At 67.9% G+C, this 18,320-nt stretch carries 12 protein-coding genes and 1 pseudogene; 5 read left to right on the plus strand and 8 right to left on the minus strand.

Annotated features, from left to right (window positions below; translation table 11 throughout):
- The 4 genes and pseudogenes from N5D91_RS22880 to msrB all read right to left on the minus strand — a co-directional run.
- Nucleotides 1-1,439 (minus strand): PLP-dependent aminotransferase family protein (locus tag N5D91_RS22880; RefSeq protein ID WP_279922753.1); only part of this gene is annotated, 1,439 nt, incomplete at its 3' end.
- 122 nt (nt 1,440-1,561) lie between these two features.
- A pseudogene (gene msrA / locus N5D91_RS22885) lies at nt 1,562-2,293 on the minus strand (peptide-methionine (S)-S-oxide reductase MsrA); the annotation flags it as partial.
- A 14-nt stretch (nt 2,294-2,307) separates the two neighbouring features.
- Entirely contained in the window at nt 2,308-4,077 is a 1,770-nt protein-coding gene (locus N5D91_RS22890; protein WP_153856223.1) for a cytochrome c biogenesis protein CcdA, read from the minus strand.
- A gap of 2 nt (nt 4,078-4,079) precedes the next feature.
- Nucleotides 4,080-4,652, minus strand: a complete 573-nt coding sequence (gene msrB / locus N5D91_RS22895) for a peptide-methionine (R)-S-oxide reductase MsrB (protein WP_110710953.1) — start codon at nt 4,650-4,652, stop codon at nt 4,080-4,082.
- Nucleotides 4,653-4,796: 144 nt separating this feature from the next.
- Between msrB and N5D91_RS22900 the strand changes: the two genes are divergently transcribed.
- Together N5D91_RS22900 and N5D91_RS22905 are read left to right on the plus strand one after the other, a co-directional pair.
- A complete protein-coding gene (locus N5D91_RS22900) occupies nt 4,797-5,516 on the plus strand; it encodes a response regulator transcription factor (protein WP_153856224.1) in 720 nt (239 codons plus the stop codon).
- The gene (locus tag N5D91_RS22905; protein ID WP_180855530.1) at nt 5,513-6,982 is read left to right on the plus strand and encodes a HAMP domain-containing sensor histidine kinase; all 1,470 of its coding nucleotides are present in this window, start codon (nt 5,513-5,515) and stop codon (nt 6,980-6,982) included. Before N5D91_RS22900 ends, N5D91_RS22905 begins: the two co-directional genes overlap by 4 nt.
- Here the strand turns inward: N5D91_RS22905 and N5D91_RS22910 are convergent.
- Both N5D91_RS22910 and N5D91_RS22915 read right to left on the minus strand, forming a co-directional pair.
- Nucleotides 6,979-8,325, minus strand: coding sequence for an ATP-binding protein (locus N5D91_RS22910; protein WP_110710956.1), 1,347 nt, complete (start codon nt 8,323-8,325; stop codon nt 6,979-6,981). The two genes, N5D91_RS22905 and N5D91_RS22910, sit on opposite strands and share 4 nt — an antisense overlap.
- Nucleotides 8,322-9,011, minus strand: a complete 690-nt coding sequence (locus tag N5D91_RS22915) for a winged helix-turn-helix domain-containing protein (protein ID WP_180855531.1) — start codon at nt 9,009-9,011, stop codon at nt 8,322-8,324. Before N5D91_RS22915 ends, N5D91_RS22910 begins: the two co-directional genes overlap by 4 nt.
- A gap of 350 nt (nt 9,012-9,361) precedes the next feature.
- Between N5D91_RS22915 and asnB the strand changes: the two genes are divergently transcribed.
- Nucleotides 9,362-11,263, plus strand: coding sequence for an asparagine synthase (glutamine-hydrolyzing) (asnB, locus tag N5D91_RS22920; RefSeq protein WP_110710957.1), 1,902 nt, complete (start codon nt 9,362-9,364; stop codon nt 11,261-11,263).
- Between the two features lie 666 nt (nt 11,264-11,929).
- Here asnB and N5D91_RS22925 read toward each other — a convergent pair.
- Both N5D91_RS22925 and queD read right to left on the minus strand, forming a co-directional pair.
- Nucleotides 11,930-12,277, minus strand: a complete 348-nt coding sequence (locus N5D91_RS22925) for a phasin family protein (RefSeq protein WP_107432464.1) — start codon at nt 12,275-12,277, stop codon at nt 11,930-11,932.
- Nucleotides 12,278-12,394: 117 nt separating this feature from the next.
- Nucleotides 12,395-12,757 (minus strand): 6-carboxytetrahydropterin synthase QueD, encoded by a 363-nt coding sequence (queD, locus tag N5D91_RS22930; RefSeq protein ID WP_005407953.1) that lies wholly within the window; start codon nt 12,755-12,757, stop codon nt 12,395-12,397.
- Nucleotides 12,758-12,949: 192 nt separating this feature from the next.
- Between queD and N5D91_RS22935 the strand changes: the two genes are divergently transcribed.
- Complete coding sequence (locus tag N5D91_RS22935; protein ID WP_153856226.1) at nt 12,950-15,589, plus strand: TonB-dependent receptor; 2,640 nt, start codon at nt 12,950-12,952, stop codon at nt 15,587-15,589.
- 74 nt (nt 15,590-15,663) lie between these two features.
- Nucleotides 15,664-18,258, plus strand: coding sequence for a M14 family zinc carboxypeptidase (locus N5D91_RS22940; RefSeq protein WP_180855532.1), 2,595 nt, complete (start codon nt 15,664-15,666; stop codon nt 18,256-18,258).
- Nucleotides 18,259-18,320: the final 62 nt, after the last annotated feature.

Here is an 18,320-nt window from a genome sequence, read left to right on the forward strand (position 1 = left end):
GCAGCCGCCAGCTCCTTCGCGATCGCACCGAGCCGCTCCACCGCACCGATGAAGCGCGCATCCAGCGTCTGGCAGCACGACAGCCGCAGGCAGTGGCGATAGCGCGCACCACGTGAATACACCTGGCCGGGCATGAACACGATGTCCTCTGCCAGCGCACGCTCGAACAGCTCACGCGTATCCACGCCCGGCAGTTCCAGCCACAGCAGGAAGCCGCCCTGCGGCTCGGTGGCACGGGTGCCGGCCGGGAAGTGTTCGGCCACCAGCTGGCGCAGCCGTCCCACCTGTTCGCGGTACAGCCGGCGCATGCGATGCAGGTGGTGTTCGTAGCTGCCTGCTTCCAGATACGCCGCCACCGCATCGCCCAGCAGCTGCGGTTCGCCACCGGTGGACTGGAACTTGAGCAGTGCGATGCGCTCGGCGAAGCGGCCGCCATCCAGCCAGCCGATGCGGTAGTCCGGTGCCAGTGTCTTGGAGAACCCACCGACCACCATCACCCAGCCGTCGCGATCGAAGGCCTTCAGCAAGGGCGCCGGCGGTTCGCAGAACTGCAGTTCGGCGTACACCGCATCCTCGATCAGCGGCAGTTGCCGTGCGTTGACCAGCTCGGCCAGGCGCTGTTTGGCGGCGGTCGGCATGGTGCAGCCCAGTGGGTTGTGCACGGTGGGCATCACCACCAGTGCGGCCAGCGGGGTGTGCTCCAGCAGCGCATCCAATGCGTCGACATCCAGCCCGTGCTGCGGGTGGGTGGGCAGCTCGATGGCCTGCAGGCCGAGGTTGGCCAGCAAGGGATACAGGTTGAAGTAGGACGGCGCCTCGATGCCCACCGCATCACCGGGCTGGGTGACTGCACGCAATGCCAGCTGCAGGGCTTCCATCGCGCCGTGGGTCAGCAGCAGCCGCTCGCTGTGGGTGTGCAGGCCCATGCGTGGACCACGGCGCACGATCTGCGCCAGCAGCCGGGGTGAACCGTTGGGGCGCGCGTAGGTCTCCACCGTCTGCTGGCCGTGGCGCAGCACCTGCGCGGTGTGACGGGCCAGCTGCGCGCCCGGATAGAATTGGCGACCGCGTGGACCGGCGAAGGCCAGGTCGATCACTCCGGGGCGACGTTGTGCCTCCAGCACGCGAGCCATCAACACCTGCTGCAGCGGCGCGGTGGGCGCAGACGGCGTGTCGCGCAGCGAACGTTCCGGCACCGACAATCGCGGCGCGACCTCGAAGCCGGCTTTGGGCCGCGGAATGACCAGGCCGGCGTCCTCCAGCTGGCGATAGGCCGCAATCACCGTGTTCAGGCTGAGCCTGCGCTGCAGGGCCATCTGCCGCAGCGAAGGCAGGCGGCTGCCGACCGGAAGGCGTCCGCCGTGGATGGCCTCCGCCAGTTCGTCGGACAGCCGTTGGTAGCGGGGTGGGATCATCGCGCCCTGGTCATCTGTATCCATCGAATTTCCCGCCATCTGGTGCTGTACCCATGATGATGGCGAGCCTAGCATGTCGTCGTCGGCCGGGCCTGATCGGGGCACGGCCGGTACTTTCCAAGCGCACGGCTGGATGGCCGTGCGTCTTTTTTTGGTAGTGCCGCGTCGCGCCGGTACAGCGCCGGGAACTGCTTGCCCAGTGCCGCCAGCTTCGGTGCGTCGTAGTAGCGGATGTAGGCCGCCTGCGGGTAGTTGGTCATGTAGTTCTGGTGGTAGCTCTCGGCCGGGTAGAAGCGCTGGCCGCTGACCAGCTGGGTGACGATCGGTGCGCGGTAGCTGCCGGCCTGGCCGAGCTGGGCGATGTAGGCGCGGCTGGCCGCCTGCTGGCGTGCGTCATCACTGAAGATCGCCGAGCGGTACTGGCTGCCGTGGTCCGGTCCCTGTCGATTGAGCTGGGTCGGATCGTGCACCACCGAGAAGAACACCTGCATCAGCTGGCCATAGCTGACCTGGCGCGGGTCGTAGTCGATCTTCACCGCCTCGGCATGACCGGTCTGGCCACCGCTGACGCGCTCATAGCGCGCATTGGCCGCGCTGCCACCGATGTAGCCGGACACCGCATTGCTCACGCCCTTGACGTGCTGGAACACGCCCTGCACGCCCCAGAAGCAACCGCCGGCGAACACCACGCTGGCATGGGTGGCGTCATCGCGGAACGCGGCGTCGCCGCTGGGCGCCGGTAGTGCCTTGGCCTGCGCGCTGGCTTCCAGCGGTGCCGCGACTGCGCCGTGGTCGACCAGCAGCACGCCAGCGATCAATGCAGCAGCCACCAGGCCGGCGACACCGGCGGCGATACCTTGTTCAAAAGAGAGTTTCATCATGTCCTCCCGGTTCAACCGAAGGTGAAGGCATAGGCCTGCACGCCCGCATCGAGAAATTCGATCTCGAAGCGATGCGGGCCGACCGCGCCGCGCTGGCGCACCAGCTGGTACAAGCGGTGTTCGTTGACCACGCCGCTGCCATCGGCGCCGACATCGCTGCCGGCATCGGCGGCGGGCAGCGGCTTGCCATCCAGCCAGACGCGGAAGCGCACTGGCTTGCCGTCCTCGCTCGGTGCCAGCACCAGGTGCAGGTCACGTGCGTGGAACTGGAAGGCGATGCGGCCACCGGCCTGCTGCAGCTGTGCGGCCTCGTCGGTGACGGTCCAGCGCCCGGACAGTCCCCATTGGTTCAACGCCAGGGTGGCCGGCAGCGTGTAGTCGAACGCGGTGTCGCTGCGCTGCCCGCCGGGCGAGGCGAACTGCTCTGCGCGGGCGTGGCCCAGGTAGGTTTCCGGCGAACGCAGGTTGCCCATGTCGGCCTGCACGGCCACGCCCTTCAGGTCGGCGGCAGCGGGATCGGCGGGTGGTGGCAGATTGGTCTGCCCGGCTTCGGTCAGCAGGCGACGGATCATTTGTTCCGAGCGCGCATAGTTGCCCTCGCCGAACTGATGGCCGCGGATATTGCCCTGCGCGTCGACGAAGTACTGTGCCGGCCAGTAGCGGTTGTTGAAGGCGCGCCAGATCGTGTACTGGTTGTCGAGCGCCACCGGGTACTCGACCTTCAGCTGCTGCACCGCCTTCATCACGTTGCGTGGGTCACGCTCGAAGGCGAACTCCGGCGTGTGCACGCCGACCACCACCAGGCCGTGGTCGCGGTAGCGGCGCTCCCATTCGTGCACGAACGGCATCGCGCGCAGGCAGTTGATGCAGGAATAGGTCCAGAAATCGACCAGCACCACCTTGCCGCGCAGCTGCTGTGGACTCAGTGGCGGGCTGTTGAGCCAGCCGGTGGCGCCATCCAGCGCGGGCAGGGTGCCCTCCACCGGCAGCGGTGCATCGGCACCGGCATTGGCACCGGCCATCATCATCATCGGCGGTGCAGCCGGCTGCGCGCCCGGCACTGCGTCCAGCAGGCTTTGCTCGATGCGCGCGGTGCTGACCGTGGACAGTCGGGTCAGCAGGCCGGTATCCCAGCCGAGGCCGATCGCCACGACGGCCAGCAGCGCGGCCACGCCCAGTACCTTGCGCAGGACATCGCCGAGGCCGAGCCGCGCCTGCATCGCGCGGAACACCCGGCCGCCGATCCACACCGCCAGCGCCAGTGCGGTGATCGCACCCAGTGCATAGGCCAGTAGCAGCGCAGTGGTGCCGACGCTGGCGCCATGCAGGGCGGCGCCGGTCAGCACCAGGCCGAGGATCGGCCCGGCGCACGGTGCCCACAGCAGGCCAGTGGCGATGCCGATCAGCAGCGAGGTCCACGCGCCGCCGTGCCCCGCGGCATCCGCCGCATCGGCGCGTGCGCTCAGGCGGGCACCCACGCGCTGGAACGGTGCCAGCAGGTGGTCGGCCAGCCGCGGCCAGAGCAGCGCGATCGCGAACAGCGCCATCAGCAGCAGGGCGATCCAGCGTCCGACCTGGTTGGCCTGTGCCACCCATTGGCTGCCCACCGCGGCAAGGCTGGCGACCACGGTGAAGGTGAGCGCCATGCCCAGCAGCAGCGGCAGCGTGCTGCGCAGGAACGGACGGTCGGCACGCGCGAACACGAACGGCAGCACCGGCAGGATGCAGGGGCTGAGCAGGGTCAGCGCGCCCCCCAGATAGGCAAGCAGCAACAGCAGCATCGTCAGGCTCCGGAAGCAGGGGAAGAACCGACCGGCACCCGCCAGCCGTCGGCAGTGCCATCAGTGGCACCGGGAACGAACACCATCGCCGCACCGTTCATGCAGTAGCGCAGTCCGGTAGGGCGTGGCCCATCGTTGAACACATGGCCGAGATGGCCGCCGCAGCGGCGGCAGTGCACCTCCACCCGCAGCATCCCGAAGGTGACGTCGCGGTCTTCGCCGATGGCGTTGTGCAGCGGCGCCCAGAAGCTGGGCCAGCCGGTGCCGCTTTCGAACTTGGTGGAGGAGGAGAACAGCGGCAGTGCACAGCCGGCGCAGGCGAAGGTGCCCTGCCGGTGTTCCTTGTTGAGCGGGCTGCTCCACGGCCGTTCGGTGGCCTGCTGGCGCAGCACCGCGTACTGCGCCGGGGTCAGGCGCTGGCGCCACTCGGCATCACTGTGCATGACCTCGAACTGTCGCGACGGACGCGCTTCGGCGGCGGCCGGGGCGGCGCGGCTGCAGGCCCCCAGGCCGAGCAGCCCGGCGGCGGTGGCAACACCGCCCAGGCCCAGCAGATGGCGGCGGGAGAGGGACATGGCGGACTCCGGGAAGGGGCGACGGGGCCATGCTGCGCCCGCCCGGGTCAACGAATCCTCACGCAGGATTCAATTTTTCGTGAGGTATCGGCGGCCGTCCCGCGCCACAATGCTGCCAGCCTCCCCACTGGCCCCGAGCTGCTGATGTCCGCCAAACGCGTGCTGATCGTTGAAGATGATGCCCACATCGCCGACCTGCTGCGCATGCATCTGGGCGATGAGGGTTACGACGTCGCCCATGCCGCCAGCGGCGATGCCGGCCTGCGCCTGCTCGAGCAGGACGGCCCGTGGGATGCGCTGGTGCTGGACGTGATGCTGCCCGGCGTGGACGGGCTGCAGGTGTGCCAGCGCGCACGCGCGATGGCACGCTACGTGCCGATCATCATCATCAGTGCGCGTGGCAGCGAAACCCAGCGCATCGTTGGCCTGGAGCTCGGCGCGGACGATTACCTGGCAAAGCCCTTTTCGATGCCGGAACTGGTGGCACGGGTGCGCGCGCTGCTGCGCCGCGCCGAGGCGATGGCGCAGAGCGCGCGCATCGATGCCGGTGCGATCGAGCTGGGCGGGCTGCGGCTGGATCCGGTGGCGCGCACCGCGTCGGTGGATGGCAATGCGCTGGAACTGACCCCGCGCGAGTTCGACCTGCTGTTGTTCTTCGCCCGTCACCCGGACCAGGTGTTCGCACGCATGGAACTGCTCAACCAGGTCTGGGGCTACCAGCACGATGGTTACGAGCACACGGTCAACACCCACATCAACCGCCTGCGCAGCAAGATCGAACCCGACCCGGCGAACCCGCGGCGATTGCTGACGGTGTGGGGCCGCGGCTACAAGCTGGTCGATCCGGCCGGGGCGGCGGCATGATCAAGCCGAACCTGTGGCAGAAGCTGGCGGTGGTGACCGCCGCGCTGATGCTGATGTGCTGCATGGCGCTGCTGGCACTGCAGATGCGCGCCAACACCCGCCACGAGCAGGAGGTGGTGCAGCGGTTGTCGCTGGGCCTGGCCGAGCACATCGCCCAGCGCAGCGAGCTGATGGATACCAGCGGCATGCGCGATGCCGCGGTGCGCGCGCTGTTCGGCCAGTTGATGGCGGTCAATCCCAGCGTCGAGGTCTATCTGCTGGACGACCAGGGACGCATCCTGGGCCACGATGCGCCCAGCGGCCATCTGGTGCGCAACAAGGTGGACGTGGCACCGCTGCGCCGTCTGCTGTCGGGTGCGCCACTGCCGATCCTCGGCGATGACCCGCGCAGTGCCGATGGCCGCAAGGTGTTCAGTGCCGCACCGTTGATCGTGCAGGGCCGCCAGGCCGGCTATGTGTACGTGGTGCTGGTCGGCGAGCACCGGCAGATGCTGGCCGACGATCTCGCCGCGGGCAGCCAATGGAACACCACGCTGTGGTCAGTCGTGCTGGTGGGGGGCCTCGGCCTGCTGGCCGGGCTGGTGGCGTTCTACTGGGTGACCCGCCCACTGCGGCGGCTGACCCGGCGCATCCAGACGTTCGACATCGACGCGCCGACCCCACTGCCGCCGCCAGAGCCACTGCGGCCCGGTGAGCGCGATGAACTGGTGATCCTGGAACACGCGCACGCGCAGATGGCGCAGCGGCTGGGTGAGCAATGGCAGCAGTTGCGCCAGCAGGACCTGCAGCGGCGCGAACTGGTGGCCAACATCTCGCATGACCTGCGCACGCCGTTGTCGTCGCTGCACGGCTATCTGGAAACGCTGGCGCTGAAGGACGCCACGCTGTCGCCGGACGAGCGCCGCCGCTACCTCGGCATTGCGCTGGCGCAGAGCGCCAAGGTCGGTCGCCTGGCACGCGCGCTGTTCGAGCTGGCGCGGCTGGAACATGGCGAAGTGCGCCTGGAGTGGGAAGTGTTCGCGCTGCCGGAACTGCTGCAGGACGTACTGCAGAAGTTCGAGCTGGCCGCGCAGGCGCGTGGCCAACAGCTGCACGCGGCGTTTCCGCCCGGCCTGCCGCTGGTCCGCGCCGACCTGGGCCTGGTCGAGCGGGTGCTGACCAATCTGCTCGACAACGCGCTGCGGCATGCGCCCGACGGTGGCCAGATCGAGGTGCGCCTGCGTGCCACGCCCGACAGCGTGGAGGTCAGCGTGGCCGATGATGGCCCCGGGGTGGCGCCAGCGCTGCGAAACCAGTTGTTCCAGGCGCCGGCCGCGCTGGGCGCGCGGCGCGGCGAGAACGGCGGATTGGGCCTGTTGATCGTGCAGCGCATCGTGCAGCTGCATGGCCGCAGGATCGAGCTGCGCGACAGCGAGCGGGGCGCGCTGTTCGTATTTGCCTTGCCGCGTGCGGAGCCAGCGGCCTAGCAGGCCGCTTCGCACTCCACGATGCCGCCGGTCTCCAGCGGCAGGTGCAGGCGGATACAGGCACCGCCCAACTCCGAATCGGTGACCTCGACGTGGCCGCCATGCTTGTCGGCCACCACCTGCACCAGCGCCAGGCCGAGGCCGAAACCGGGGCTGCCCGGGTCCAGCCGGACGTAAGGCTGCAGCACCTGGCCGCGCAGTTCCGGCGCGATGCCGGGACCGTCGTCCTCCACCTGCAGGCACAGCCAGCCGTCGTTGACCGTGCTGGCGATGCGGATCTGCCGCCGCGCATAACGAAGGGCATTGCCGAGCAGGTTGCGCAGCGCCAGTTCCAGCATGTGCCGATTGACGTTGACCAGGCCTACCGGTGACAGCGCCTGCTGCACCGGCATTGGCAGCGGTGCGAACTGGGCCACCACGCCACGTACCAGCGCCGCCAGCTGCAGGCGCTGGCGGGTCAGCTGATGGCAGCGACCGAGTGCGGCGTACTCGACGCCGGCATCGGTGAGGTGCTGCAAGCGATCGACGTCGGTGCGCAGCCCGCCCAGTGCATCGCGCTGCACATCGTCGAGCGCGGTGTCCTCCAGGTCGGCCAGGCCGAAACGCATCCGCGCCAACGGCGTGCGTACTTCGTGCGCCACCGCCTGCGCCAGCACGCGCTGGCTTTCCAGCAGCTGCTGCAGCTGCTCGGCCATGTGGTTGAAGGCATTCGCCAACGGCCGTACCAGGGCAGTACCGGCACGCGGTGCACGCGTGTCCAGCTGGCCGTCGCGCATCTGCCGCGCCGCCTGGGCCAACTGAGAGACGTCGCGCCACAGCCGGTAGACCATCACGTACATCGGCAGTGCCACCGCCACCATCAGGATCAGCAGCAGGATCGCCACACCGGATACTTCGCTGTCCTGCCAGCCTTCATCCGGCAGCGCTTCGTCCAGCGGCCCCAGCATCACCGCATAGTCGCTGTCGCCGATCCGCTGCAGGCTGCGCATGTGCTCCAGGTCGATCTGCACGCGGCCGTTGTTGAACGGCGGGCGTTGGCTGGCCGGCAGCTCCTTTACTGCCTCGGCCAGCGGCACCATGCGCAGCGCGTAGGCGAAATCGGCGTCGAGTTCGCGCGCCAGCGCCGGCCACTGCTCGCGTGGAGTCTCGGCGAAGCGATGCTGCAGCAGCGCATGTGTGCCGCGCATCTCGGCCTGCAGTCCGGCTTCAGTGCGGTCTTCCAGCAGGGCATCCCAGGCCCACAGGCCCAGCACGATCAGCAACAGGTGGGCAACCAGGAAGCCGATGCCGTAGCGCAGGAAGTGGAAGGCGTGGCCGCGCATCGCCGAGGGTGTGCGTTTCATCCCCATGCCGAGCGGCTGAACAGGTAGCCGCGGCCACGGACGGTCTTGATCCGTTCCGGCTGCTCGGGGTTGTCGCCCAGCTTGCGGCGCAGGCGCGAGATGCGGGCATCGATCGAACGATCCAGGCCATCGAAGGCGATGCCACGCAGGCCGCGCAGCAGCGCGTCGCGGTCCACGATCTGGCCGGCATTGCTGGCCAGCAGGAACAACAGGTCGAACTCGGCGGTGGTGAGCTCCAGCAGGGCGCCCTGCAGGTGCACATTACGGGTGGACGGGTCGATGTTCAGCTCGCCGAAGCGCAGGCTGCCATCCCGCGGTTCGACCCGGCGGTGGCGGCGCAGGTGGGCGCGCAGGCGGGCCAGCAGTACCCGCGGCTCGATCGGCTTGCCGATGTAGTCGTCGGCGCCCAGCTCCAGCCCCAGCACCTGGTCGATGTTGTCGGTACGGGCCGTCAGCACGCAGATGATGCCATCGTAGTGGGGTCGGATCTGCCGACACACTTCGAAACCATCCTGGTCCGGCAGGCCGACATCGAGCAGGACCAGGGCCGGCTTCTCGGCCAGGATCCGGGTCACCGCACGCTCGCCGCTGCGTTCGTGGGCGACCTGGTAACCATGCCGCTGCAGATAGTCACTGACCATCGTACCCAGGCGGGCATCGTCTTCGACCAGTACGATATCCAGCATTTTCAAGGCCTCCGTGGGCGCAAACGTACCGCCACGGCACGAGCGCGGCGATGCTATCCCAGCCGTCGGGCCACCCGGGTCCAGGGGGCGGGCGCCATTCAGCCGGGGTTGCTGGCGCACGGGCCGGGTCTCAGCCCCGGCAACAACTTGGCGCCCAGCATAGCCGGTTGCCGTTACAAAACGTTACCTTCGTGATACGTCCGGTGACCATCGCTGACAGCAAAGCGACTGACGCCGGGTGGGGGACGGGCCGAGCATGGAGTCTCCTCCGTTCCGCGTGCCGTCCCCATGTCGCCCGCCGCCCTCTGCCTGCTGAACCCGTCCCGCCGTTGCCGCTGCGGAGGTGCCCGATGAGCGGCGTGGTCGGGGCCTGGCTGCCGCCGGCCGAGGACGAGCACCTGCTGCAGCAGCTGGCGCCGATGCTGCGCGCCCTGCAGCAACGCGGCCGCGGCCGGATCGGCTACTGGACCGACGCCGAGGCCGGCCTCGCATTGGGCCACTGCCGGGCGCCGACCGACACCCCGCTGCAGCCGCTGAGCTCGGACTGCGGCCGTTACGTGCTGTGCCTGGATGGGCGCCTGTACAACCGCGTTGATCTGCAGTCGCAGCTGCGTGATCTGCCGCGCAGCTGCAGCGATGCCCGCGTGCTGCTGCAGGCGATCGTCGAGTGGGGCGTGGAGCGGGCGCTGTCGCGCATCGAGGGCGCCTTCGGTTTCAGTGTGTGGGACCGCGAATCGCGTGAGTTGTGGCTGGCCCGTGACCCGGTGGGCGAGCGGCCGCTGTATTACGGCTGGTACCAGGGACAGTTCCTGTTTGCCTCCGAGCTGAAGGCGCTGCAGGCGTTCGCCGGCTTTGCCCCAAGCATTGATCAGGACGCACTGAGCCTGCTGCTGCGCCATGACTATGTGCCGGCGCCGCACACCATCTACCGCGGCATCCACAAGCTGGTGGCGGGCGCGATGCTGCGCATCGATCTCAGCGACCATGCCGCGGGTTACTCCAGCCAGGCCGCGCAGGGGGGCGCGCGCTACTGGTGCGCACGCGATGCGATGCAGAGCGCACTGCAGGAACCGCTGCAGCCGGCGCCGAGCCTGGAGCAGGCGACCGACCAGCTGGAAGCTGTGCTGCAGAAGGCCATCGCCGCACGCATGCATTCGCCGCTGGCCTGCGGTGCGTTCCTGTCCGGCGGCACCGATTCCTCGCTGGTGACGGCGATGATGCAGGCGCAGTCGACGCTTCCGATCGAAGCGTGGACGGTCGGCTTCGATGATCCCGGCCATGATGAGAGCGACTGGGCCTCGCAGGTCGCGCGCCATCTGGGTGTGCAGCACCACCTGCACCGGATGGACGCGCGGCAGGGCCTGGATCTGCTGCAGCGGCTGCCGCAGGTCTGGTGCGAGCCGTTCGCTGATGCGTCGCAGCTGCCGACGCTGCTGGCCAGTGAACTGTTGGGCGCGCGCAAGCCGGTGGCGCTGACCGGCGATGGCGGTGATGAACTGTTCTTCGGTCATCCCAGCTATGGCCGCGCACTGCGCAATGCACGCCTGTGCGGTGGCTTGCCGGACTGGGTGCGTGACCTGGCGCGGCGCAGTGGCAACCGCATGAACGTGGAGCGTGGCCGCCTGGGCGGCTGGCGTGCGCTGGTGGCCGAGGTTGCCGCCAACGATGTGGAAGGGCATTACCTGCAGCGAGTGACGCGCTGGCGGCAGCCGGCGCAGGTGGTGCTGGGCGCACGTGAGCCGATGACGATCTTCCAGCAGCAGGACACTGCGCTGCCGGCCGAGGCGCGCATCCAGCTGTTGGATTTCCGCATGGATCTGGCCGAGGGCATCCTCGCCAAGGTCGATCGCGCGGGCATGGCGGCGGGCGTGGAGACGCGTGCGCCGCTGCTGGACATGGAGGTGGTGCGCCTGGCCTGGCGCCTGCCGCAGCACCTGAAGTACCACGATGGCGAGCACAAGCGGATTCTGAAGCACCTGCTGGCGCGCTACCTGCCGGAACCGCTGGTGTACCGCCCCAAGCGCGGTTTCGGTCCGCCGATGGCGCGCTGGTTGGCCGGCCCGCTGCGCGATTGGGCGGAGGCGCTGCTGGATCCGCAGCTGCTGCGCAACCAGGGGTGTTTCGATGTTGCGCGCGTGCGCGGTATCTGGGAGGCGTTCCTGCGTGGTGAGCGCAAGTGGCACACGCACCTGTGGAACGTGCTGATGTTCCAGGCGTGGCATCAGCACTGGCACGGTGGTCGCGGGCGCTGAGGTTCCTTCGCGGTGTGTTCTGCAAGGCGCAGGGCGGAGGCCCTTGCGTACGAATGTCCTCCGGCGCCGGCCGTTGGCCGTCACCTCCCCCTTTACTTCGTACGCAAGGGCCTCCGCCCTGCGTTCGGAGTTCGTCGGCGCCTCATTGAGAGGCTGCCGCGCGCTGCGCTCTACTCACCGCAAGCCTGCCCCGGCGGGGCCCATCAGTTCGCGGCGAATCCGGACGAAGACGCGCTTGTGGCGGTTTGTTCTGCGCGGCGCAGGGCGGAGGCCCTTGCGTGCGAATGTCCTCCGGCGCCGGCCGTTGGCCGTCACCTCCCCCTTTACTTCGCACGCAAGGGCATCCGCCCTGCGTTCGGAGTTCCTCGGCGCCTCATTGAGAGGCTGCCGCGAGCGTTGCGCTCTCCTCACCGCACGCCGAGCCTCGTCGGGGCGGGCAGGGGGCTGGGCAAAGTAAAGGAGGAGGTGACGGCCAACGGCCGGCGCCGGGGGACATTTGCCCAGGCCCCTGCCCACCCCGACGAGGCCCATCAGTTCGCGGCGATTCCGGACGAAGACGCGCTTCGCGATCCGAACGCCAGGCAAAAAAAGACCCGGCAGAGGGAGGGATCTGCCGGGTCCGGATTGCGTGGGGGGAGGGACCCACGCAATGAGCGTTGCGTCGCGTCAGTGGTTGCTCGCGTCCGCCGTTGATTCGTTGTAGCCCTGCACCAGTTCGGACCAGGCCTTGCCGGCCTGCAGGCCGAGGCCGACCACGTCCTGCTGGGCCTGGCCCAGCCGCTGCAGGTTGTCCTGCCACAGCTGCGCCCCCTTGTTGAGCATCCCGGCCGCATCCTCGCTGCGGGCCAGTTCGCCCAGCCAGCCGCTGGTCGCGGTCAGGTTGCGCTCCATCACCTTCAGCTGCACGCCGAACATGCTTTCCGCGTTCTCCAACGCCAACCGGTTCGCACGCGTTGCCGCGGCGGCGAGCTGGCGGGTGGCATCACTGAAGCGATCGCTGAAGGCGGCGGCCATGGGGGCATCAGGGAGTGGCTTGATGCAATGCAGCATACGCCGTTGATGCGGCAATGCAACAAAAATAACAAAGGCGCCCAAGGCGCCTTTGAAACACCTTTCAGATCAATGGGTTGATCAGGCAGTGGGGCCGCGGTAACGGCACCCCGACGTGCAGGTTTCGTGCACGGTGATCTCGCTCAGCGCCGGCAGGCTCGGCTTGAGTTCGTTCCAGATCCACACCGCCAGGTTCTCGCTGGTCGGATTCTCCAGGCCGGGGATGTCATTGAGGTAGTGATGGTCCAGGCGGTCATAGATCGGCTGGAAGGCCGCCTTGACGTCGCCGAAGTCCATGATCCAGCCGGTCTGCGCACCCGGCTCGCCCTCGACCTTCAGTTCCACCCGGAACGAGTGGCCGTGCAGGCGCGCGCACTTGTGCCCCGGCGGCACGTTGGGGAGGCGGTGCGCCGCCTCGAGCATGAAGACTTTGAAGATTTCCATGGCGCGATTGTACGCCGCAGGTGGCCGGGCAGCCTGAGCGGATGTTGGGTCTTCGTGAAGAAGTTCTTTCCATCCGGATGAAGAGATGATAATTTCTCTTATATCCGTATGAAGAGATGTTATTGGCCGGACCCCGGCCAGGCATGGACTACTGCGGAACTTCGTCGTCCTTTCCACCTCCCCCACATCGTCATGCCCAAGCACACCCTGCTCGTGGCGGCCCTGGCCGTCGCTCTGGCCGCGCCTTTGTCCGCCGCCGCCGAAACCTCCGCCGACGCCAGTGGCGAAGCCAGCACCCTGGCCGCCGTGCGCGTCACCGGTTCCAACATCAAGCGCACCGATACCGAGGCCTCCAACCCGGTGCAGGTGATCGGCCGCCAGCAGCTGGAACAGACCGGCAAGGCCACCGTGGCCGATGTGCTGCGCTCGATCTCGGCCAACACCGGCAACGCCAGCAACGAAACCACCAACAACGGCTGGGCCTCCGGCTCGGCCGGCATCGGCCTGCGTGGCCTGTCGCAGAAGAACACGCTGGTGCTGCTCAATGGCCGCCGCCTGGCCAACTACGGCTTCCCGGCCGGTGGTCTGTCCGATACGTTCGTTGATCTCAACGCGCTGCCGCTGGTCGCGGTCGAACGCATCGAAGTGCTCAAGGATGGCGCCTCGGCGGTCTACGGCTCCGACGCCGTGGCCGGTGTGGTCAACATCATCACCCGGCAGAACTTCGAAGGCGCCGAGATCGGCGGCAGCTTCGGCGGCGCCGACCAGGGCGGCCTGCACGAGCAGAACCTGAAGTTCGTCGGCGGCCTCGGTGATCTGGACACCGATGGCTACAACATCCTCTTCAGCCTGCAGGGCTACAACCGCGAACGCCTGGACCAGGACGAACGCAACCTGACCAGGAGCGGCATCTACACCGACAAGCCCGGCGGCCGCTGGAACGGCTGGTCGGCCAAGGGCGCGCGCTACCTGGTCAACGGCGTGTCGGTGCCGATGCTCGACGCCAAGGGTAACTGCCCGACCGGTACCACCCGCGTTGCCAGCGCACCGATCGACGGTCTGGCCGGTGATACCTGCGGCTTCAACCAGGCGCCGTTCACCACGCTGATTCCCTCGACCAAGCGCTACCAAGCTTATGCCAACGGCACCTTCCGCCTGAACGACAACGTCGAAGCCTTCGGCGAAGTGCTGTACAGCCAGATCAAGAGCACCGCGTGGTTCGGCAGCAGCCCGTTCTTCACCCTGGAGAGCGGCCGCTTCGCCTTGAACGCAGACAGTGGCCTGGCCGAGCCGGTGTCATCGCTGCTGCCGGCCAACAATCCGTACAACCCGTACGGTCGTGCGATTCCGATCGAATACACCTTCTTCGACCTTGGCGGCACGCTCAAGACCAACCGTTCCACCGCCTATCGCGGCGTGTTCGGCCTGCGTGGCACCACCGCGAAGTGGGACTGGGAAGTGGCCGCGTTCGGCGCGCGCAGCAGCGAGCGTGAGAGTGTCTCTGGCGGTTTCGCCAACCGCTGGGCGCTGGCCGATGCGCTGGCCACCGGCAGTTACAACCTGTTGAATCCTGCCGCCACGCCGCAGTCGGTGCGCGACTCGATCAACATCGCCACGCTGCGTCCGGCCGAATCCAAGCTGCAGGGCATCGATGCCAAGATCTCCGGCAGCCTGGGCCACACCTGGGCCGGCGAGATCGGCTTCGCTGCCGGTGCCGAGTGGCGCCGCGAGAAGCTCGATTCCAACAACCCGTGGCAGATCGACGCCGGCCTGCAGGTGCGCCCGGCCATCGCCGAAGTGCACGGCCAGCGCCAGGTCAGTGCGGCCTACGCCGAAGTGAACGTGCCGCTGGCATCGACGCTGGAGCTGTCCGCTGCCGCGCGCGCCGATCACTACGATGATTTCGGCGATGCGTTCTCGCCGAAGATCGGCCTGCGCTGGCAGCCGCTCGACTTCCTGCTGGTGCGTGCCTCGGCGTCGAAGGGCTTCCGTGCGCCGTCGCTGTCGGAGAACTCCAACAGCACCAGCATCGCCTACGGCAGCGTGGTCGATCCGCGTGATCCGGACGTGCCGGGCTCGCGCCAGAACCCGACCTTCTTCACCGTCGGCAACAACGAACTGAAGCCCGAGCGTACCAAGAGCGTGAACTTCGGCGTGGTGCTGTCGCCGTGGGCCAACACCAACCTGAGCGTGGACTACTACCGCATCCAGCTCGACAACCTGGTCGGCACCAACAACACCCAGACCCTGGTCAACGACAACGTGGCCGGTGCGGTGCAGCGCGATGAGCGCGGCAAGCTGCAGGCGGTCTACAACCGCTACCAGAACCTGAGCGAGCTGAAGACCTCGGGCATCGACGTCGAGCTGCGCCAGCGCATCCCGACCGCTGCGCTGGGTGATTTCACCGTGTCCTCGGCCTACACCCACGTGCGCGACTACCGTCGCCCGACCGTGGTCGGCGGCCCGCTGGTTGACTACGCCGGCAGCAACCTCGGCGCGACCCTGCCCAAGGACAAGGCCACCACCACGCTGGACTGGACGTACGGCGACTTCAACGCGGCCGTGACCTGGTACTACACCAGCAGCTACCGCCAGGAAGCCAGTACCGCGGCCAAGGCCGTGCAGCAGCGTGTCGGCAGCTACAGCCAGTACGACCTGTACCTGGCCTACACCGGCATCGACAAGCTGACCGTGTACGCCAAGGTGCAGAACCTGGCCGACAAGACGCCGCCGTACGACGCCTCGTTCCCGGGCATCCGCGCGCCGTACGACTTCAGCCAGTACGACCTGCGTGGCCGCTACTTCACGCTGGGCTTCGATTACCGCTTCTGATCCATCCGCCGCGGCCGGTCACCTGAAGGGACCGGCCGCGCGACTGTCTGCCGTTGTGTTCCAGGGGAGTCATCGTGTCCTTGCATCGTCGTGCCGTTCTTCCGTTGCTGCTTGCCGCCGCCACCGCACTGTCCTCGCCGCAGCCGGCGCAGGCGCAGAGCGCGTACTTCTTCCCGCAGGTGACCGACGCAGCGGCGTTCGATGCAGCGGTGCCCACGCCGGAGCAGTTCCTCGGCTACCCGATCGGCAGCCGTTACACCCGGCACGACCAGCTGGTGGCGTACTTCCAGGAACTTGCGAAACGCTCGGACAGGATCAGCGTGCGCGAGATCGGCCGCAGCTATGAAGGTCGCCCGCTGCTGATCGCCACCGTCACCGCTGCAGGCAACCACGCGCGGCTGGAACAGATCCGCCAGCAGCACGCGACCCTGGCCGATCCGGCGCAGCCGCGCAGCGCCGCCGGTGACAGCCCGGTGGTGGTGTGGCTGGGCTACAGCGTGCATGGCAACGAGACCTCCAGTGCCGAAGCGGCGATGCTGACGGCGTACTACCTGGTGGCCAACCGCAGTGCCGAAACCCAGCAATGGCTGCAGCAGGCGGTTGTGCTGTTCGACCCGGCGCAGAACCCGGACGGCCGTGATCGTGCTGCCAACTGGCACAACGCGTGGGCCTCCGATCCGGCTTCGGCCGACCCGGCCGACAAGGAACACGTCGAGCCGTTCCCGCAGGGCCGCACCAACCACTACTTCACCGATCTCAACCGCGACTGGCTGGCCCTGACCCAGCAGGACTCGCGGCCGAAGGTGGAGGTGTTCCACCAGTGGTACCCGAACGTGCAGATCGATTTCCACGAGATGGGAAAGGACAGCACCTATTACTTCGAACCGTCGCCGAAGAGCATGCACAGCCCGCTGATTCCGGCGGCGTCGTACGAATTCAACAAGACTCTGGCCAAGTACCACGCGCAGGCGCTGGATGCGCTGGGCTCGCTGTACTACACCGGCGAGAACTTCGACAACTTCTCGCCGGTGTACGGCTCGACCTATCCTGATTTCCACGGTGCCGTCGGCGTTACCGTCGAGCAGGCCAGCTCGCGGGGCCGCGTGCAGGAGTCGATGAATGGTCTGCTGACGTTCCCGTTCACCATCCGCAACCAGGTGGCTACCGGGCTGGGCACGGTGCGCGGCGCGTTAGCCGAGCGCAGCGGCCTGTTCGACCTGCAGAAGCAGTTCTTCCAGAGCGCGTTGAAGCAGGCCGCACAGCAGCCGGTGAAGAGCTTCCTATTCGGCGATGCGCATGACCCCGCATTGACCCGTCGTTTGCTGGAGCTGTTGCTGCTGCATCGCATCGAGGTGCGCGCGCTGGATCGTGACGTCAGTGTCGATGGTCAGCGCTTCGATGCCGGCAGCGCCTACGTGGTGCCGGTGCAGCAGGCGCAGTTCCGCCTGGTGCATTCGATCTTTGCCGAGACGCCGCCGATCAAGGGCGATGTGTTCTACGGCAGCACCAGCTACGCGATTGCACCGGCCTACGGCGTGGCCTTCGCCGGTAGCCGCAGCCGCATCGACGGCGGCGCACGCGTGGCGGCGCTGCCGGCCGAGCCGGGCGTGGTGCTGGGCGGCCAGGCAGGATTCGCCTACGCGATCGACTGGCGCGACTACAATGCCGGGCGCGCGCTGGCCGCGCTGCAGGGCAAGGGCGTGAATGCACGCGCGGCATTCCAGCCGTTCACCACCGCGACCGCGCAGGGGGATGTCAGCTTCGCTGCCGGCAGCCTGGTGATTCCGGTGGCCGGGCAACCACTGCAGGGCACGGCGCTGCTTGAGGCAGTGACGTCCGCCGCACGCGAGGCAGGTGTGCAGGTGCACGCGCTGTCCAGTGGCCGCAGCCGCGAAGGCATCGACCTCGGCAGTGACGGCGTCAAAGCGCTGCGCAAGCCCTCGGTGGCACTGGTGATGGGCGAGGGCGTGGCCGCCACCGAAATCGGATCGGCGTGGTTCCTGTTGGACCAGCAGCTGCGGTTGCCGGCCAGCAAGCTGGATCCGCAACAGTTGGGCAAAGTGCCGCTGGACCGCTACACCACCATCGTGTTGTCCGGCGGCACCTATACCGGCGTCGATGCCACGGCGGTGGCTGCACTGAAGCGCTGGGTACAGGCCGGTGGCTCGCTGGTGACGTACGGCAGTGCCTCGAAGTGGGCGATCGAACAGAAGCTGGCCGACGGCGAGAAGCTTGGCAAGGAAGAAGAAACCGCTGGCGAGAGCCGCCGTGCGTTCGGCGACCAGCGTGACATCGCCGCGATCGAGCGGGTCAGCGGCAACATCCTCAGTGCCGACGTGGATACCAGCCATCCGCTGGCGTTCGGGGTGCCGCGGCGGCAGCTGGCGATCAACAAGGAAAACACGGTGACGCTGCAGCCAAGCGCGAACCCGTTCTCGACGGTGGTGCGCATCGACACGCCGCCGCGGGTGAATGGCTATCTGTCCGAGCGCAACCGCGCGAGGGTGGCAGGCAGCGCGTGGCTGCTGGTGTCGGCGCAGGGGCAGGGCAACGTGGTGCTGTTTGCCGATGATCCGGCGCATCGCAAGTACTGGCACGGGACGGATCGACTGCTGATCAACGCGGTCTTCTTCGGGAATCTGGTGAATCCGAGTAAAGCGCGGGGTTGAGGCGTTTGGCGCCTTGATTTTTACCTGGCTGGGGGAGGCCCGGAGGCCCAGTCAGGACACGC

Source organism: Stenotrophomonas sp. GD03794, from assembly GCF_029842145.1.
GTDB classification, from domain to species: Bacteria; Pseudomonadota; Gammaproteobacteria; order Xanthomonadales; family Xanthomonadaceae; genus Stenotrophomonas; species Stenotrophomonas riyadhensis.